General features: G+C 73.1%; 12 protein-coding genes. 7 read left to right on the top strand and 5 right to left on the bottom strand.

Features of this window, described 5'->3' with window-relative positions; translation table 11 throughout:
• Window positions 1–7: 7 nt before the first annotated feature.
• The gene (locus ACZ55A_RS08770; protein WP_468836252.1) at window positions 8–895 is read left to right on the top strand and encodes an ABC transporter substrate-binding protein; all 888 of its coding nucleotides are present in this window, start codon (window positions 8–10) and stop codon (window positions 893–895) included.
• A gap of 101 nt (window positions 896–996) precedes the next feature.
• Here the strand turns inward: ACZ55A_RS08770 and ACZ55A_RS08775 are convergent, their stop codons facing one another.
• Both ACZ55A_RS08775 and ACZ55A_RS08780 read right to left on the bottom strand, forming a co-directional pair.
• Complete coding sequence (locus ACZ55A_RS08775) at window positions 997–2319, bottom strand: aspartate aminotransferase family protein (RefSeq protein ID WP_468836254.1); 1323 nt, start codon at window positions 2317–2319, stop codon at window positions 997–999.
• Window positions 2316–3158, bottom strand: a complete 843-nt coding sequence (locus ACZ55A_RS08780) for a nitrilase-related carbon-nitrogen hydrolase (protein ID WP_468836257.1) — start codon at window positions 3156–3158, stop codon at window positions 2316–2318. The genes ACZ55A_RS08775 and ACZ55A_RS08780 overlap by 4 nt, the downstream gene beginning before the upstream one ends.
• Window positions 3159–3373: 215 nt before the next feature.
• Between ACZ55A_RS08780 and ACZ55A_RS08785 the strand changes: the two genes are divergently transcribed.
• From ACZ55A_RS08785 to ACZ55A_RS08795, 3 genes are read left to right on the top strand one after another with little or no spacing between them, the layout of a single operon-like run.
• Window positions 3374–3805, top strand: coding sequence for a MarR family winged helix-turn-helix transcriptional regulator (locus ACZ55A_RS08785; RefSeq protein WP_468836259.1), 432 nt, complete (start codon window positions 3374–3376; stop codon window positions 3803–3805).
• Window positions 3802–5280, top strand: a complete 1479-nt coding sequence (locus ACZ55A_RS08790) for an MFS transporter (protein ID WP_468836262.1) — start codon at window positions 3802–3804, stop codon at window positions 5278–5280. Before ACZ55A_RS08785 ends, ACZ55A_RS08790 begins: the two co-directional genes overlap by 4 nt.
• A gap of 35 nt (window positions 5281–5315) precedes the next feature.
• Window positions 5316–5870: an isochorismatase family protein gene (locus tag ACZ55A_RS08795; protein ID WP_468836265.1), complete on the top strand. Its 555-nt coding sequence runs from the start codon at window positions 5316–5318 to the stop codon at window positions 5868–5870.
• 3 nt (window positions 5871–5873) lie between these two features.
• On the opposite strand, the gene ACZ55A_RS08800 is transcribed toward ACZ55A_RS08795, so the two are convergent.
• Both ACZ55A_RS08800 and ggt read right to left on the bottom strand, forming a co-directional pair.
• Window positions 5874–7358: an amidase gene (locus tag ACZ55A_RS08800; protein WP_468836267.1), complete on the bottom strand. Its 1485-nt coding sequence runs from the start codon at window positions 7356–7358 to the stop codon at window positions 5874–5876.
• A 180-nt stretch (window positions 7359–7538) separates the two neighbouring features.
• Window positions 7539–9359, bottom strand: coding sequence for a gamma-glutamyltransferase (gene ggt, locus ACZ55A_RS08805; protein ID WP_468836269.1), 1821 nt, complete (start codon window positions 9357–9359; stop codon window positions 7539–7541).
• A 146-nt stretch (window positions 9360–9505) separates the two neighbouring features.
• On the opposite strand from ggt, the gene ACZ55A_RS08810 reads away from it, so the two are divergent.
• Entirely contained in the window at window positions 9506–10249 is a 744-nt protein-coding gene (locus tag ACZ55A_RS08810) for a hypothetical protein (protein ID WP_468836271.1), read from the top strand.
• Between the two features lie 119 nt (window positions 10250–10368).
• A complete protein-coding gene (locus ACZ55A_RS08815; RefSeq protein WP_468836273.1) occupies window positions 10369–11193 on the top strand; it encodes a polysaccharide deacetylase family protein in 825 nt (274 codons plus the stop codon).
• Between the two features lie 178 nt (window positions 11194–11371).
• Here the strand turns inward: ACZ55A_RS08815 and ACZ55A_RS08820 are convergent, their stop codons facing one another.
• Window positions 11372–12109, bottom strand: a complete 738-nt coding sequence (locus tag ACZ55A_RS08820) for an SDR family NAD(P)-dependent oxidoreductase (protein ID WP_468836275.1) — start codon at window positions 12107–12109, stop codon at window positions 11372–11374.
• A 242-nt stretch (window positions 12110–12351) separates the two neighbouring features.
• On the opposite strand from ACZ55A_RS08820, the gene ACZ55A_RS08825 reads away from it, so the two are divergent.
• The gene (locus ACZ55A_RS08825) at window positions 12352–14643 is read left to right on the top strand and encodes an MMPL family transporter (RefSeq protein WP_468836277.1); all 2292 of its coding nucleotides are present in this window, start codon (window positions 12352–12354) and stop codon (window positions 14641–14643) included.
• The last annotated feature ends 48 nt before the right edge of the window (window positions 14644–14691 follow it).

The raw sequence follows: 14691 nt of genomic DNA on the forward strand, positions 1-14691 counted from the left end.
GCAGGTCATGGACCAGAACACACCGTGGGAGTTCTCCGACGACCGGGGGCGCCTGGTGGTGGCCGGGAGCCGGCCGGTGCGGATCGTGGCCTACATACAGGCGGGGGCGACCCTGTGGGACCACGGCATACGCCCGGTGGGGCTGTTCGGATCCCAGCACGACGGGCCCGCCCCCGATCCCGCGAAGGGCGGTGAACTGCCGCTCGGGGAGATCCCGTACCTCGGCTCGGGTGCCGCGCTGCACCCCGACACCCTGCTGGCGGCGGAGCCGGACCTGGTGGTGGCCGTGACCTATGACGGTGAGCAGGTCTACGGGCTGGAGCAGAAGACCGCGCTGGAGCTGGAGGTGCATGTCCCGGTCGCCACCGTCGCGGTGGGCCCGGGCCGGAGCCTGGCCGAGGTGCGGGAGCGGTTCGCGGCGCTGGCCGGATCGCTGGGCCGCGGCGAACCGCTGGGTATCGCCCGGGAGTTGGACGCCGCGGAGGATGCCCTGCGGCAGGCGACCGGGGGTGCGGTGCGTCCCCGGGTGCTGGCGCTGTCGCCCGCCGGGCCCGAGCGGGTGCATCTGGCCCGGCCCAGCTCCTGGCCCGATCTGCGGGCACTGGCTGAACACGGGGCGGCCCTGCTGGAGCCGGCCGCGGGCGCCGGTGTGAACTGGTCCACGCTCGGCTGGGCGGAGGCCGCGGCCCTGGCGCCCGACATCGTCCTGATGGACGTACGCGCCAATGCCGCCCGCCCCGAAGCCCTCCGGACCGACGAGCACTGGCGGGCGATAGAGGCCCGCGCCCGGTTGCTGCCCTGGAACCCCGAGGCGTCGTGCAGCCGGCGTGCGCACACCCGGTTCTTCACCCTGGTCGCCGACACGGTGCGGGAGGTGGCTGCCCAGGCACCGTGAGGCCGCCCGGGGAGCTGACGCGCACGCGGTACGGCTGCGGCCGGGGCGCGCGCCCCTCGCCCGGCCGCAGCCATATGCCGTACGCCGCAGGCCGTACGCCGCTACCCCGCCGCCAGCATTCCCTGCACCACCCCTAGCGCGTCCGCGAGCAGGGCGGCCCCCTCCTCCGCCTCCGCGACGGTCAGCGTCATCGGAGGCGCGATCCGCAGCGACGCCCCGCCCTGGCCGCCCTTGCCGACCAGCAGACCGCGCTCGCGGGCGGCCTCCAGGACCAGCGACGCGGCCTCCGGGGAGCGCTCGTCGGTGCCGGGACGGACCAGTTCGAGGCCGATCATCAGGCCCCTGCCGCGCACCTCGCGCACCATGTCGAGGCCGGCCGCGACCGCCCGCAGCCGCTCGATGAGCAGCCCGCCGACCCGCCGGGCGTTGCCCTGGAGGTCGTGTTCGAGGAGGTAGGTGAGGTTGGCCAGGCCCGCGGCCATGGTGACCGGGCTGCCGCCGAAGGTGGAGATGGAGTTCGCGGTGAGCGAGTTCATCACCTCGGCGCGGGCCACCACCCCGCCGATGGACATGCCGTTGCCGATGCCCTTGGCGAAGGTGAGCAGGTCCGGCGGGCCGTTGTCGGCGTGCGCCTGCCAGCCCCAGAAGTGGTCGCCGGTGCGGCCCCAGCCGGTCTGCACCTCGTCGCTGATCCACAGGATGCCGTGCCGGGAGAGCACCTCGCGGAAGGCGGCGTAGAGGCCGTCCGGCGGCACGGTGAAGCCGCCCACGCCCTGGACCGGCTCGGCGATCAGCGCGGCGACCCCGCCCGCGGTCTGCTGGAGCATGTCCTCCAGGTCGGCGACGCAGGCCGCGATGTAGTCACGGTCGCCGAGCTCCGCGTACGGGCCGCGGGTGCGTACCCCGCCGTGGACGTAGAGGGTCTGGAGGGGCGACAGGCTGGTGGGCGACCAGCTCTGGTTGCCGGTGATCCCGACGGTGGAGAAGGAGCGGCCGTGGTAGCTGTTGCGCATCGCCAGGATCTGGTTGGAGCGCCGGTACGTGGTGGCCAGCAGCAGGGCCGCGTCATTGGCCTCCGTACCGGAGGTGGTGAAGAAGACCCGCGCGTCGGGGATGCCGGAGAGCGCCGCGATCCGCTCCGCCAACTCGACCATGGGGCGGGAGAGATAGAGCGTCGAGGTGTGGATGATGCGGCCGGCCTGCTCGCTGACGGCCTTGGTGACCTCGGGCAGCGCATGCGCCGTCATGGTGGTGAGGATGCCGCCGAAGAAGTCGAGGTAGCGGTTGCCCTCGGCGTCCCAGACGTGCCGGCCCTCGCCGTGGGTGAGTTCGAGGGGCCGCTCGTAGTAGAGGCTGAGCCAGGACGGCAGTACGGCCTGGTGGCGGGCGTGCAGGCCCGCCGCGTCATGGGGCGCGTGGGTCATGGCCGCACCAGCCCGTCGTAGGCGTCGGGACGGCGGTCGCGGTAGAACGCCCACTGCTGGCGGACCTCGTCGATCAGCCCGAAATCCAGGTCGCGGACGACCAGTTCCTCCTTGGAGTCGCTGGCGACCTCACCGACGAACTGGCCTCGGGGGTCGACGAAGTAGCTGGTGCCGTAGAAGTCGTTGTCGCCGTACTCCTCGACACCGACGCGGTTGATCGCCGCGATGAAGTACTCGTTGGCGACGGCGGCCGCGGGCTGCTCCAGCTTCCACAGGTAGGCGGACAGTCCGCGGGAGGTGGCGGAGGGGTTGTAGACGAGCTGGGCGCCGTTGAGGCCCAACTGCCGCCATCCTTCGGGGAAGTGGCGGTCGTAGCAGATATAGACGCCGACCTTGCCGACGGCGGTGTCGAAGACCGGCCAGCCGGCGTTCCCCGGCCTGAAGTAGAACTTCTCCCAGAAGCCCTTGACCTGCGGGATGTGGTGTTTGCGGTAGCTGCCCAGGACCGTGCCGTCGGCGTCGATGACGGTCGCGGTGTTGTAGTAGAAGCCGGACTGCTCGACCTCGAAGACCGGGACGACGATGACCATGCCGGTCTCGCGGGCGAGGTCCTGCATGCGCCGTACGGTCGGCCCGTCGGGCACCGGCTCGGCCCAGCGGTAGTGCTCCGGGTCCTGGACCTGGCAGAAGTACGGAGCGTTGAAGACCTCCTGGAAGCCGATCACCTTCGCGCCCTGCGCGGCCGCCGCTCTGGCGTACTCCTCATGCTTCGCGATCATCGATTCGGTGTCGCCGGTCCAGGTCGCCTGGACCAGTGCGGCACGCACAACATCGGCCATGAGCTGCTCCTTTGTCGATGCGTCAGCCTGCGGGCCACGCGGGATCCACGACACGGTGCACGGCGCGATCTACGCGTGTGGAGGTGACCGTAAGGCCCGGTACGCAGCGTGGCAAGACCATCTCTCACGTGGCGCGTCCGGCCGGTCACTCCGGCATCCACCCATGCTCGACAGGGAAACTTGCAAGTTTCCCTGTCGATATCTACGGTGGAGATATGCCGGAAAAGGAGCAGGAACGCCTGGCGACGGAGCTGCGCGCGACCGTCGCACAGCTGATGCGACATCTGCGCGCCGCCTCACCCCAGGGCGAGCTCACCCCGACCCAGCGCTCGGCGCTCTCACGGATCGAAACCGACGGACCGGCCACCATCGCGGCGCTGGCCCGCGCCGAGCTGGTGCGCCCGCAGTCCATGCGGCTGACCGTCGGCGCGCTGGAGGAGCGCGGCCTCCTGGCCCGCAGCCCGCATCCGACGGACGGCCGCCAGGTCGTCTTCTCCCTCACCGAGGACGGCCGCCGGATGATCGCCGAGCTGCGGCAGGCCAAACAGCACTGGCTCGCGGTGGCCATCGCCGACCGGCTCACCCCCGACGAACAGCAGACCCTGGCGGCCGCGACCGGGCTGATACGACGGCTGATGCAGGAATGACCGACCCCTCTGCCGCGGAAGCGGCCCCGGACCGGGCGGACGGCACACGGCCGCGCCCCGGTGGGCCCACGGGTGCCGGCGACGCTTTCGGCGCCCGGCTGATGGCACCGCTGCTGCTCGGCTCGCTGCTCAACCCCGTCAATTCGACGATGATCGCCACCGCTCTGGTGGCCATCGGGCAGGACTTCCACGTCGGAGCCGTCGACACCGCCTGGCTGATCTCCGCGATGTACCTCGCCAGCGCGGTCGGCCAGCCCTCGATGGGGCGGCTCGCCGACCGCGTCGGACCGCGCCGGGTCTTTGTCGCCGGAGCGCTGACCGTCTGTGCCGCGGGCCTGATCGGCGCGCTGGCCCCGACCTTCACCCTGCTGATCGTCTCCCGGGTCGTCCTCGGTATCGGCACCTCGGCGGCCTACCCCGCGGCGATGGCGATCCTGCGCGCCGAGTCCCGGCGGGTGGGGCGGCCCACCCCCCGCCGCGTCCTCGGCCGGCTCTCACTGGCCGCACTGGGCAGCGCCGCCGTCGGCCCCACGCTCGGCGGGCTGCTGGCCGCGACCGCCGGCTGGCGGGCGGTGTTCGCGGTCAATCTCCCGCTGGCGCTGCTCGCGCTGGCCGGTGCGCTGGCCTGGCTCCCGGCGGACCGGAGGGCGGACGGGAAGACCGGCCGGACGTCCCGCCGCAGGTATACGAAGCGCCGGTGCACCGCGCCCGCCTCCGGCTCCCTCGACCCGCTGGGCATCGGCCTCTTCGCCACCGCCCTGACCTGCGCGATGGTCTTCCTGCTGGGCCTTACGGACCCGCAGTGGCCGCTGCTGGTGCCGACCGCCGTGCTCACCGCCGTCCTGGTCCGGTGGGAGCTGCGCCATCCGGCGCCCTTCATCGACCTGCGGATGCTCGCCCGCAACCACGCGCTGGTCCTCACCTACCTGCGGCACGGGCTGACATACCTGGTCATCTACTGCGTCCTGTACGGCTTCAGCCAGTGGCTGGAGGAGGCGCACGGCTACTCGTCCTTCCACGCCGGCCTGGTCATGCTGCCGATGTCCGTCGCCGCCGCCGTCTGCTCGGTCGCCGGCGCCCGGACCAAGGGCATCCGCGGCCAGCTGACCCTCGCCGCGGTCTGTCTCGCCGCGGGCAGCGCGGCCTTCCTGCTGCTCCAGGGCACCAGCCCGCTGCTCGTGCTGCTGTGCGCGGGGGCGCTCTTCGGCATCCCGCAGGGTCTGGCCTCCACGGGCAACCAGGCCGCGGTCTACGCCCAGGCCCCGGCCGACGGTGTGGGCGCGGCCGCCGGGCTCCAGCGCACCGCCCAGTACCTCGGCGCCATCACCGCCGCCGGCCTCATCGGGCTGCTCTACGGGCCGCGCGCCTCCGACCCCGGGCTGCACACGATCGCGCTGATCGGTGTCGTACTGGGCCTGCTGCTGCTCGTCCTGACCCTCGCCGACCGCGCCCTGCGGGCCCGTCGCGCGCCCTGACCGACCGTCCGTCACCTCACTCAAGGAGCCCGCCCGTGCCCGCCACCACCCTCGACCCCACCACCGCCCTGGTCCTGATCGACCTTCAGAAGGGGATCGTCTCTCTGCCCACCGCTCCGCTGCCCGCCGCCGATGTCGTCGCGCGCGGCGCGCGGCTGGCCGCGGCGTTCCGCCGGCGCGGGCTGCCGGTCGTCCTGGTCAACGTCACCGGCTGCGCACCGGGCCGTACGGAGACCGCGCTGCGCGGTGGCACCCCACCCGCCGACCGGGCGGAGTTGGTGCCCGAGCTCGACCGGCAGCCCGGCGACCTCACCGTCACCAAGCAGCAGTGGGGTGCCTTCCACGGCACCAACCTGGATCTGGAGCTGCGCCGCCGCGGCGTCACCCAGATCGTCCTGGCCGGCATCGCCACCAGCATCGGTGTGGAGTCCAGCGCCCGTGCCGCGCACGAGCACGGCTACCACGTGACCGTCGCCTCCGACGCGGTGACCGACCTGGACGAGGCGGCGCACCGCAACAGCCTGGAGAAGATCTTTCCGCGGCTGGGCGAGACCGATACGGCCGAGGCGATCCGCACGCTGCTCGGCTGAGGCTCAGCGCGGTACGCCGTCGGCCGACGCCGGGTGCGCGGGCGGCCGGTGCTCGTGCCAGCGCAGATCGTCCTGGAGCTGGGCGGCCAGCGAGATCAGCAGGGGCTCGGCATGGGCCGGGCCGAGGAGCTGGGCGCCCAGCGGCAGCCCGTCGGCGCTGAATCCGGCGGGGACGCTCACGCCCGGCCAGCCCAGGACGTTCCACGGCCAGGCGTACGGGCAGGCAGCGATCATGGCCTGATCCGTACGCCAGCCGTTGAGCTTGGCGAGGGTGCCGATGCGCGGGGGCGGGGTGGCGGTGGTCGGTGTCAGCAGCACGTCGTAGGACCCGAACAGGGCGCCGATACGCCGCTGTTGGCGCCTCTCGACGGCGCGGGCCCGGCGCAGTACGGGCCCGCCGAGCAGCCGGCCCAGCCGCGCCGCGCCCCGCGTACGGGGGTCCAGCAGGGAGCGGTCGGGGACCCGGCCGGCCCACTCCCCCACGCCGGCCGTGGCGCGCGGCAGGAAGGCCAGCCCGACCAGCCCGTAGTCCGGCTCCGCCTCCTCGACGAAGTGGCCGAGGCCGGCCAGGGTGCGGGCCACGTCCGTCACCGCGGCCCTGACCTCCGGGTGCAGCGGCTTGCGGGTGAAGGTGAGGGCGGTCTTCCAGGAGAGCGCGATCCGCAGACGGCCCGGGTCGCGGCCGGCCGCCTCGCGGGCCGCGATGGCCGGCGGCCGGTGCAGATCGCCGTCGTGATTGCCGCTCGCCACGTCCAGCAGCAACGCCGCGTCCTCGACCGTACGGGCCAGCGGGCCGATGCCGGTGATCCCGTTGAAGGACTCGGGGTCCGGCCAGGTGGAGATCCGGCCGCGCTGGGGTTTGATGCCGACGAGGTGTGACCAGGCGGCGGGGATCCGGACCGAGCCGGCGCCGTCGGTGCCGAGCGCGGCCGGTACGAGTCCGGCCGCGACCGCGGCGGCCGAACCGCCGGACGAGCCGCCGGGGGTGTGCGCGAGGTTCCACGGGTTGCAGGTGTTGCCGAAGGCCGGGCCCTCGGTGAAGGGCCACTGTCCCAGCTCGCAGGCGTTGGTCTTGCCGACGATGATCGCGCCGGCTGCGCGCAGCCGCCGGACGACCTCGGCGTCGCGCTCCTTGGGCGGGAACTCGCCGGCGCAGCCGAACGCGGTCGGTTCGCCCGCCACATCGGTGTCGTCCTTGACCGCGACCGGCACTCCGAGCAGCGGCAGCCGCTCGCCGGCGGCCAGCCTGCGGTCGGCCGCCGCGGCCTCCGCCATCGCCGCCTCGGCCCGTACCCGCCGGAAGGCGTTGACGGTGCCCTGGGTCGCCTCGATGCGCTCCAGCGATCTGTGGACCAGCGCGGTCGAGGTGGCCCGCCCCTCGGCCAGCGCCCGGGCCTGCTCGGACAGGCCCTCCAGCTCCCCGGCCGCCGCACCGAGGTGCCGGGCCGGGGCCCCGGCCGCGCTCTCCTGGCTCTCGTCAACGCTCACGCTGCGTGCCCTCCCTGGGACCGCTCATTCGAACGAACGGTCCCAGGAGGCTAATCGCACCCGCCATGACCATCAATGACGCCGCGCGGCGCGACACGTCGACGACACACGGACGGCACACAGCGGCCCGTCCTTGAGCCGGTGGTGTTAACGTCCGCCGCCCGCACCAGCGGCCTCGCGCTATGACCGGTGGACGACCATCGCCGAGCCGCCGCCGCGCCGCACCTTTTCGGCCGCGGCCAGCCAGCGGCCGTCCGGCAGCCGCTGCACCCCGGTCGCCGCGCCGATCTCCGGATTCTGCTTGAAGGCATGTCCGATCGCTTCGAGTTGCGCGCGGACCGGGCTGTTCCACAGGGCGGGTTCGAGCTCGGTGGCCGCCGCGTTGCGCTGGCTGGCGCGGGGTGCGGCGATCGCGTCGACCAGCGGCATGCCGCGGTCCAGGTGGTTCACCAGGGTTTGCAGCACGGTGGTGATGATGGTCGCGCCGCCGGGCGAGCCGAGCGCCAGCACCGGCCGGCCGTGGTGCAGCACGATCGTCGGCGACATGGATGAACGCGGCCGCTTGCCGGGCCCCGGCAGGTTCGGGTCGTACACGGCGGGGTTGGCGGGCGCGAAGGAGAAGTCCGTGAGCTCGTTGTTGAGCAGGAAGCCCCGGCCGGGGACGACGATGCCGCTGCCGCCGGTCTGCTCGATCGTCAGGGTGTAGGCGACGACATTGCCCCACTTGTCGGCGACGGTCAGGTGGGTGGTGTTCTCCCCCTCGTACGTCGTCGGGGCGGCCCGGCCGGCGCTGGCGCAGCGCGCCGGGCCGCGCGGGTCGCCGGGCGCGAGCGGGCTGGTCAGCGCCTTGTCGTCGTGGATCAGGCAGGCGCGGGAGTCGGCGAACCGCTGGGAGGTGAGGCCCTTGACCGGTACGTCCTCGTAGGCCGGGTCGCCGACCCAGCGGCCGCGGTCGGCGAAGGCGATCCGGCTGGCCTCCAGGTAGCGGTGCAGATACTGCTTCCGGCTCATCCGGGAGAGATCGCTCTTCTCCAGGATGTTCAGCGCCTCGGCGACGCTGGTGCCGCCGGAGGAGGACGGGGCGATGCCGTAGATGTCCAGGCCACGGTAGGTGGTGTGGGTGGGCGTGTGCCTGAGGGCCTGGTAGGTCCGCAGGTCATCCGTCGTCAGGCGGCCGGGCCGGACCTTGCGGGTGGAGCCCGGGCGCACCGGCGGCTTGTTGACCGTACGGACGAGGTCGCGGCCGAGCCCGCCCTTGTAGAGCGCGGCGACGCCGTGCCTGGCCAACTCGCCGTAGGTGCGGGCCAGATCGGGGTTCTTCAGCGTCGTGCCGACCACCGGCAGCTTGCCGCCGGGCAGGAAGAGGTCCGCGGTCGCCGGGAAGTCGCGGAAGCGTGCCTCGTTGTCGGCGGTCTGCTTGCGGAAGGTCTCGTCGACGGTGAAGCCGCGCGCGGCCAGCCGCTGAGCGGGGCGCAGTACCTCGCCGAGGGAGCGGCTGCCCCAGGTGCGCAGCGCGGTGTCCCAGGTGGCGGGTGTGCCGGGGGTGCCGACGCCCAGCCCGCTGGTGACCGCGTCCTCGAACGGGATCGGCTTGCCGTTCTCCAGGAAGAGGTCCTTGCCGGCGGTGCGCGGGGCGGTCTCGCGGCCGTCGAGGGTGCGTATGGTGCGGGTCGCGGCGTCGTAGTAGACGAAGTAGCCGCCGCCTCCGATGCCCGCGGAGTAGGGCTCGGTGACGCCGAGCGCGGCGGCGGTGGCGACCGCGGCGTCCACCGCGTTGCCGCCCTTCTTGAGCACCGCGATGCCGGCGGCCGAGGCATCCGGGTCGACGCTGGAGACCGCGCCGCCGTGGCCGACGGCGACCGGGGTCTTCTCCGGGGTGGCCGGCGCGCCGTGCGCGGGCCGTGGCGGGGCGGCGGTCTGGGCGGCGGCCGGGAGCGCCACCAGGGAGCCGGTCAGCGCGGCGGCCGCTCCCAGGACGGTGAGACGTCGGGCTCTGGTCATAACCGGAATGTCCTCCATGGCATATGCGAGGGAGCGGCAGGGGCCGGAGCCTACTCGGGCCAACGGCCCACCGACAGAGGGCATTTCGGGTGCTACCGGGCCCCGCCCTCGAACACACAACCGGAATGCCGCTACGCTCCCCGGCCATGGATGACACTCTGCTGCTCGTGACCGTCGCGGCCGCGGCCCTCCTCGTGGGGCTGGCGGCCGGCTGGGCCGTACAGTCGGCCGCGGCCCGGCGGAGGCTGACCCGCGAACAGAGCTTCTTCGGGCTGCCCGGCGGCTCGGAGTGCGTCCTGGTCACCCACCGGGACAGCTCCTCGGCCCACTGGAGCATCCCGCGGCATGACGCGCTGGCGCTGCTGGGGCTGGCCGCGGTGATCGAGAACTGCGGTGCGCACCCGGAGGTCGCGCCGCACGACACCGGCCTCCAGGGCTTCGGCGCACGCACCGAATTCTGTGTCGGCGATCCCCTCGCACACCGCCGGCTGGCGGCCCATCTGGCCAATCTGCTGCCGGGGGTCGCGGTGCACCCGGGCGATGCGTCCGGTGCGGGCCGGGGCAGCTTCACGGTCGGCGGCTCGACGTACCGGATGGAGCCCGGCGCGGTGGAGTACGTCCTGCTGGCCCGGCTGACGGCCGGGGAGGGTGGCCGCCCGGTGTTCCTGGCGGCCGGCCAGCACCCGGTCACCCACCGCGCCGCGGTGCGTCATCTCGTCCGCAACCGGGCCCGGCTGGCCCGTAAGCACGGCGCCGACGGCCAGTTCTGTCTGCTGCTGAAGGTGGTCAACTCGCAGGCGTACGGGCCCGATGTGGTCGAGCTGGTCGCCGATGTCAGCAAGGCCGCGACCACGGGCGCGGAGACGAAGAGCCACCGGGCGGCCGCCTGAGGCCGGGAGCGGCGCGGCCTCGCCCGCACGCCGGCGGGCGGCAGCCGATCGGGTAAGGAAGCCCGCACTCCCGGTGTCGCTCCCGTGATCGGGCGAGGCCGCGTGAGAGCACGTAGGGGATGAGGTCGGACAATCCCACAAATGCCCGGCGGAGGTTCCTCCAGACCGCGGTCGCGGTCGGTGCGCTCTCCGCGGGCCACGCCCTGTTCGGGCCCGACCACGGCGCGCCCCGGGCGGGCAGGGCACATCCGCCGTCCGGCCACACCGGCCGCCCGCGCCCCACCGAGGTGTACCGGCTCCGCCCGATGGCCGGCGAAACCTCCCGGTCCGGCCCCGGCGCCTCGCCGCCCCACCCCGACGTCGCCTACACGCTCTCCACCGACCACCGCGAGATCTTGCTGACCTTCGACGACGGGCCGCACCCCCTCTACACCCCGGACATCCTGCGGATCCTGCGCCGCCACGACACCCAGGCCACCTTCTTCGTCGTCGGGGAGAACGCGGTCGCCTTCCCCGGCCTGCTCCAGTACATCGCCGACGAGGGCCATGTCGTCGCCAACCACACCTGGACGCACCCTCAGCTGACCACGCTGCCCCCGGACGCGATCCGCGGCGAACTCGGCCGCACCAGCAGCCTGATCGACGATCTCCTCGGCGCCGCCCCGAACCTCGCCCGGGCCCCGTACGGCGCCTGGGACGACCTCTCGCTGGACATCTGCAACGAGCTGGGCATGTCGCCCGTCGGCTGGGCGGTCGACTCCGAGGACTGGACGACCCCTGGGGCGGCGACGATCGCGGACACGGTCCTTGCGGAGATCCGCCCCGGCGCGATCGTGCTGGCGCACGACGGGGGCGGGGTGCGCACGCAGACCGTCGAGGCGCTGGACTGGTATCTGCCACGTCTCCTCGACGACGGGTACCGGCCGGTCCGTATCGAGCCCTGACGGGGGCAATAGGTGCCAATAGGTGAGAACGGTCACTCGATGCGCCGCCCGAGGGACCCATGGTTTATCGTTCAAGTGCAAGCGGGCTCCCCCCGTGCCCGCTGTGCCGCCCCGGCCGAATTCCCCCGTTCGGCCGGGGCCCCCTCTTTTCCGCCGGGTTTTCCGGTCTTCCGGCCCGTTACCGCAGGTGCGACGCCCCGTTGACGTCGAGCACCGCCCCGGAGGACCACACCGCCTCCGGCGAGGCGAGGTAGTGCACGGCCGCTGCCACCTCCTGCGGTGAGGCGACCCGGCCGAACGGGCTCTGCTCCCGCACCTCGTCCGTCAGCCGCTCCGCGACCCGCTCGGTCCGGACGAACCCGGGCGCCACGGACGCCACCCCGATCCCGTACGGCGCGAGATGGACCGCCAGCGACTGCCCCATCGCATGCAACGCCGCCTTGGACGCCCCATAGGCGGGATGGTCCGGCTCGCCACGGAAGGCCCCCCGCGAGCCGACGTTGACGATCCGCCCCTCCACCTCCCGCTCGATCATGTTCCGTGCCGCGCAGTAACTCGTGTGCGCCGCCCCCAGCAGATTCACGTCCACGACCTGCCGCCAGGCGCGCTGCCAGTCCTCGAAGGACGTACGGTCCAGCGGGTGCGCCACATTCGCCGCGGCGTTGTTGACCAGGACATCGACCCCGCCCAGCCCGTCCACGGCCGCCTCGACGAGCGCCGCCGCCCCCTCCGGCGTCCGCACATCGCCCTGCACCAGCACATGGCCGGTCCCCGCCAGCCCCGCGAACGCCTCCTGCGCCGCCTCACGGCGCGACGCGTAGTGCAGCGCGACACGGTCCCCGCCGGCGGCGAACTCCTCGGCGACGGCCCGCCCGATCCCCCGCGAGGCCCCGGTCACCAACACTGCCCGGCTCATCGGACACCCTCCCTCAACCGTTCGGCCCACCTTGTGTCGGAACACAAACGATCTTACGGAGGAAGGGCGGCCCGCGGGCGGCCCGGGGCGAGCGGGCCGTCGGGCGGCCGGCCGCCGCGCCGCGCGGGGCACGGATGTCCCCCGTATCCCCCGCTGCGCATGCCGCCGGCGCGGAACTGCCGTTGAATGCGGAGAGATCGTCTGTCAACTGCCCAGCAGCGCCGGTCTCGTCGGGAGCACGGATGTCGTTGCCGAAGTCCCCCGGCCCTCCTGCCGTGCCGGACACCCCTCACACCAAGGGACTGCTGCGGCGTACCGGGGAGTGGTGTGCCCGGCACTTCGTGGTCGTCCTCGTGATGTGGCTGGCCGCGCTGGCCGGGTTGCAGTTCCTCCAGCGGGCGTACGGGGGCGAGTACTCCGACAACTTCGCGCTGCCGGGCGTCCAGTCGACCAAGGGCCGCGATCTGCTCCAGGAGCACGAGCCGAAGGCCGGCGGCTACAGCAGCCAGGTGGTGCTGCACGAGGCGAAGAAGCCACTGACCGGCTTCCGCAACGAGATCAACAGCGCCGTCACCGCCCTCGGCAAACTGCCGGACGTCCTGTCCGCGCAGAACCCGCTGCCCCCGCCCGGCGCCCCGCCCGCCAAGCCGCCCCCGGGGACGCCGAACGTCGGCCCGCTGTCCGGCGACGGCCGCACGGCGTACATCACCATGCGCTTCAGCGTCCAGCCGTCCACCCTGAACCCGGACTATCTGCGGGGTGTGGACACCGCCGTGGCGCCGCTGCGTTCCGCGGGCGTGGAGGTGGAGTACGGCGGGCCGCTGGGCGAGCTGGCGAGGCCCGAACCCGACGACACGCTCAGCGAGCTGATCGGCTTCGGGGTGGCGATCCTGGTACTGCTGGCCGGGTTCGGCAGTGTGCTGGCCGCCGGGGTGCCGCTGCTGACCGCGCTGCTCAGCGCGATCTGCGGCCTGGCCTGCCTGGGACTGCTCGCCGCCGCCTTCCTCTTCGCCACCGTCTCCCCCACCCTGGCCACGATGATCGGCCTCGGTGTGGGCATCGACTATGCGCTGTTCCTGCTCACCCGGCACCGGCAGAACCTCATGGACGGCGCGGACCCCGTCGCGGGCGCCGGCCAGGCCGTGTCCACCAGCGGCCGGGCGGTCCTGGTGTCCGGCTGCACGGTGATCATCGCGCTGATGGGGCTGTGGGTCTCGGACGTCACCTTCATCGGCAAACTGGGGGTGGCGGCGGCGATCACGGTGGTCTCCGCGGTCCTCGGCGCGCTCACCCTCGTACCGGCGCTGCTCGGTCTGATCGGCCGCCGTATCGACCGGCTGCGCGTCCGCAGACCGATCGCCGAGACCGACGCCGCACCGGGCGAGGAGGCACACGGCACCTGGCACCGGTACGCCCAGCGGGTGGCGCGCCGCCCCTGGTGGTACCTGGCCGGCGGGGTGGTCACCGTATGCGTCCTGGCCATCCCGCTCTTCTCGATCCAGCTCGGCCACATCGGCGACGGTGCCGACCCGAAGTCCTTCACCGACCGGCGCGCCTTCGACCTGATGTCCTCGGCGTTCGGGCCCGGCTCCAACGGCCCGCTGACGCTGGTCATCGACCAGACGCAGGTCCCCCAGGCGGACCGCGGGATGCTGGCGGCACAGGCCGGGAAGGCGCTGGCCCAGGTCCCGGGCGCGGCCTATGTCACCCCGCTCAAGCCCACCCCGGACGGCGCGGTGCTGACCGGGACCGCGTACTCCACGCAGTCCCCGCAGAGCGGCGAGACCACCGCACTCGTCAACCGGCTCAAGGACGACGTACTGCCGCAGGCGGTGGACGGCACCGACGCCCACGGCTATGTCACCGGCACCACGGCCGGCCAGGTCGACTTCCTGGACATCGTCGCCAGCCGGCTCCCGCTGATCATCGCCGTGGTGGTCGCCCTGGCCTTCCTCCTCATCCTGATCGTCTTCCGGGGCGTACTGATCGCCCTGAAAGCGGCGGTGCTCAATGTGCTGTCGATCGCCGCGTCGTACGGGGTGGTGGTCGCCGTCTTCCAGTGGGGCTGGGGCGGCCCGGCGCTGGGGGTCTCGGGCACGGTGCCGATCGAGAGCTATGTCCCGATGATGATGTTCGCGATCGTCTTCGGGCTGAGCATGGACTACGAGATCTTCCTGCTGTCGCGGGTGCACGAGGCCTGGCTGCGCACCGGCGACTCCCGGGCGAGCGTGGCGCACGCCCTGGAGATCACCGCCCGGGTGATCACCTGCGCCGCGCTGATCATGGTCAGCGTCTTCGCCGCCTTCATCATCAGCGACAACATCGTGGTGAAGATGCTGGGCCTCGGCCTGGCCGTGAGCGTACTGATCGATGCCACCGTGGTCAGACTGCTGCTGGTCCCGGCGGTGCTGACCCTGCTGGGGCGGAGGGCCTGGTGGACGCCGCGCTGGCTGGACCGGATCCTGCCGCAGGTGAGTACGGAGGGCGAGGAGCAGCAGCCGAGCCGCAGACCGGCCTCCGCGGGCCGCCCTTAGGGGGTGTCCGCCGCGGCGGGTGCGAACGCCCCCGGCTCGCCCGATGAT

This window comes from Streptomyces sp. NPDC034111 (assembly GCF_055575375.1).

Coding starts and splice junctions, on each gene's coding strand:
- ACZ55A_RS08770 (WP_468836252.1), top strand. CDS start 8: ATGGACCAGAACACACCGTGGGAGTTCTCCGACGACCGGGGGCGCCTG.
- ACZ55A_RS08775 (WP_468836254.1), bottom strand. CDS start 2,319: ATGACCCACGCGCCCCATGACGCGGCGGGCCTGCACGCCCGCCACCAG.
- ACZ55A_RS08780 (WP_468836257.1), bottom strand. CDS start 3,158: ATGGCCGATGTTGTGCGTGCCGCACTGGTCCAGGCGACCTGGACCGGC.
- ACZ55A_RS08785 (WP_468836259.1), top strand. CDS start 3,374: ATGCCGGAAAAGGAGCAGGAACGCCTGGCGACGGAGCTGCGCGCGACC.
- ACZ55A_RS08790 (WP_468836262.1), top strand. CDS start 3,802: ATGACCGACCCCTCTGCCGCGGAAGCGGCCCCGGACCGGGCGGACGGC.
- ggt (WP_468836269.1), bottom strand. CDS start 9,359: ATGACCAGAGCCCGACGTCTCACCGTCCTGGGAGCGGCCGCCGCGCTG.
- ACZ55A_RS08810 (WP_468836271.1), top strand. CDS start 9,506: ATGGATGACACTCTGCTGCTCGTGACCGTCGCGGCCGCGGCCCTCCTC.
- ACZ55A_RS08815 (WP_468836273.1), top strand. CDS start 10,369: ATGAGGTCGGACAATCCCACAAATGCCCGGCGGAGGTTCCTCCAGACC.
- ACZ55A_RS08820 (WP_468836275.1), bottom strand. CDS start 12,109: ATGAGCCGGGCAGTGTTGGTGACCGGGGCCTCGCGGGGGATCGGGCGG.
- ACZ55A_RS08825 (WP_468836277.1), top strand. CDS start 12,352: ATGTCGTTGCCGAAGTCCCCCGGCCCTCCTGCCGTGCCGGACACCCCT.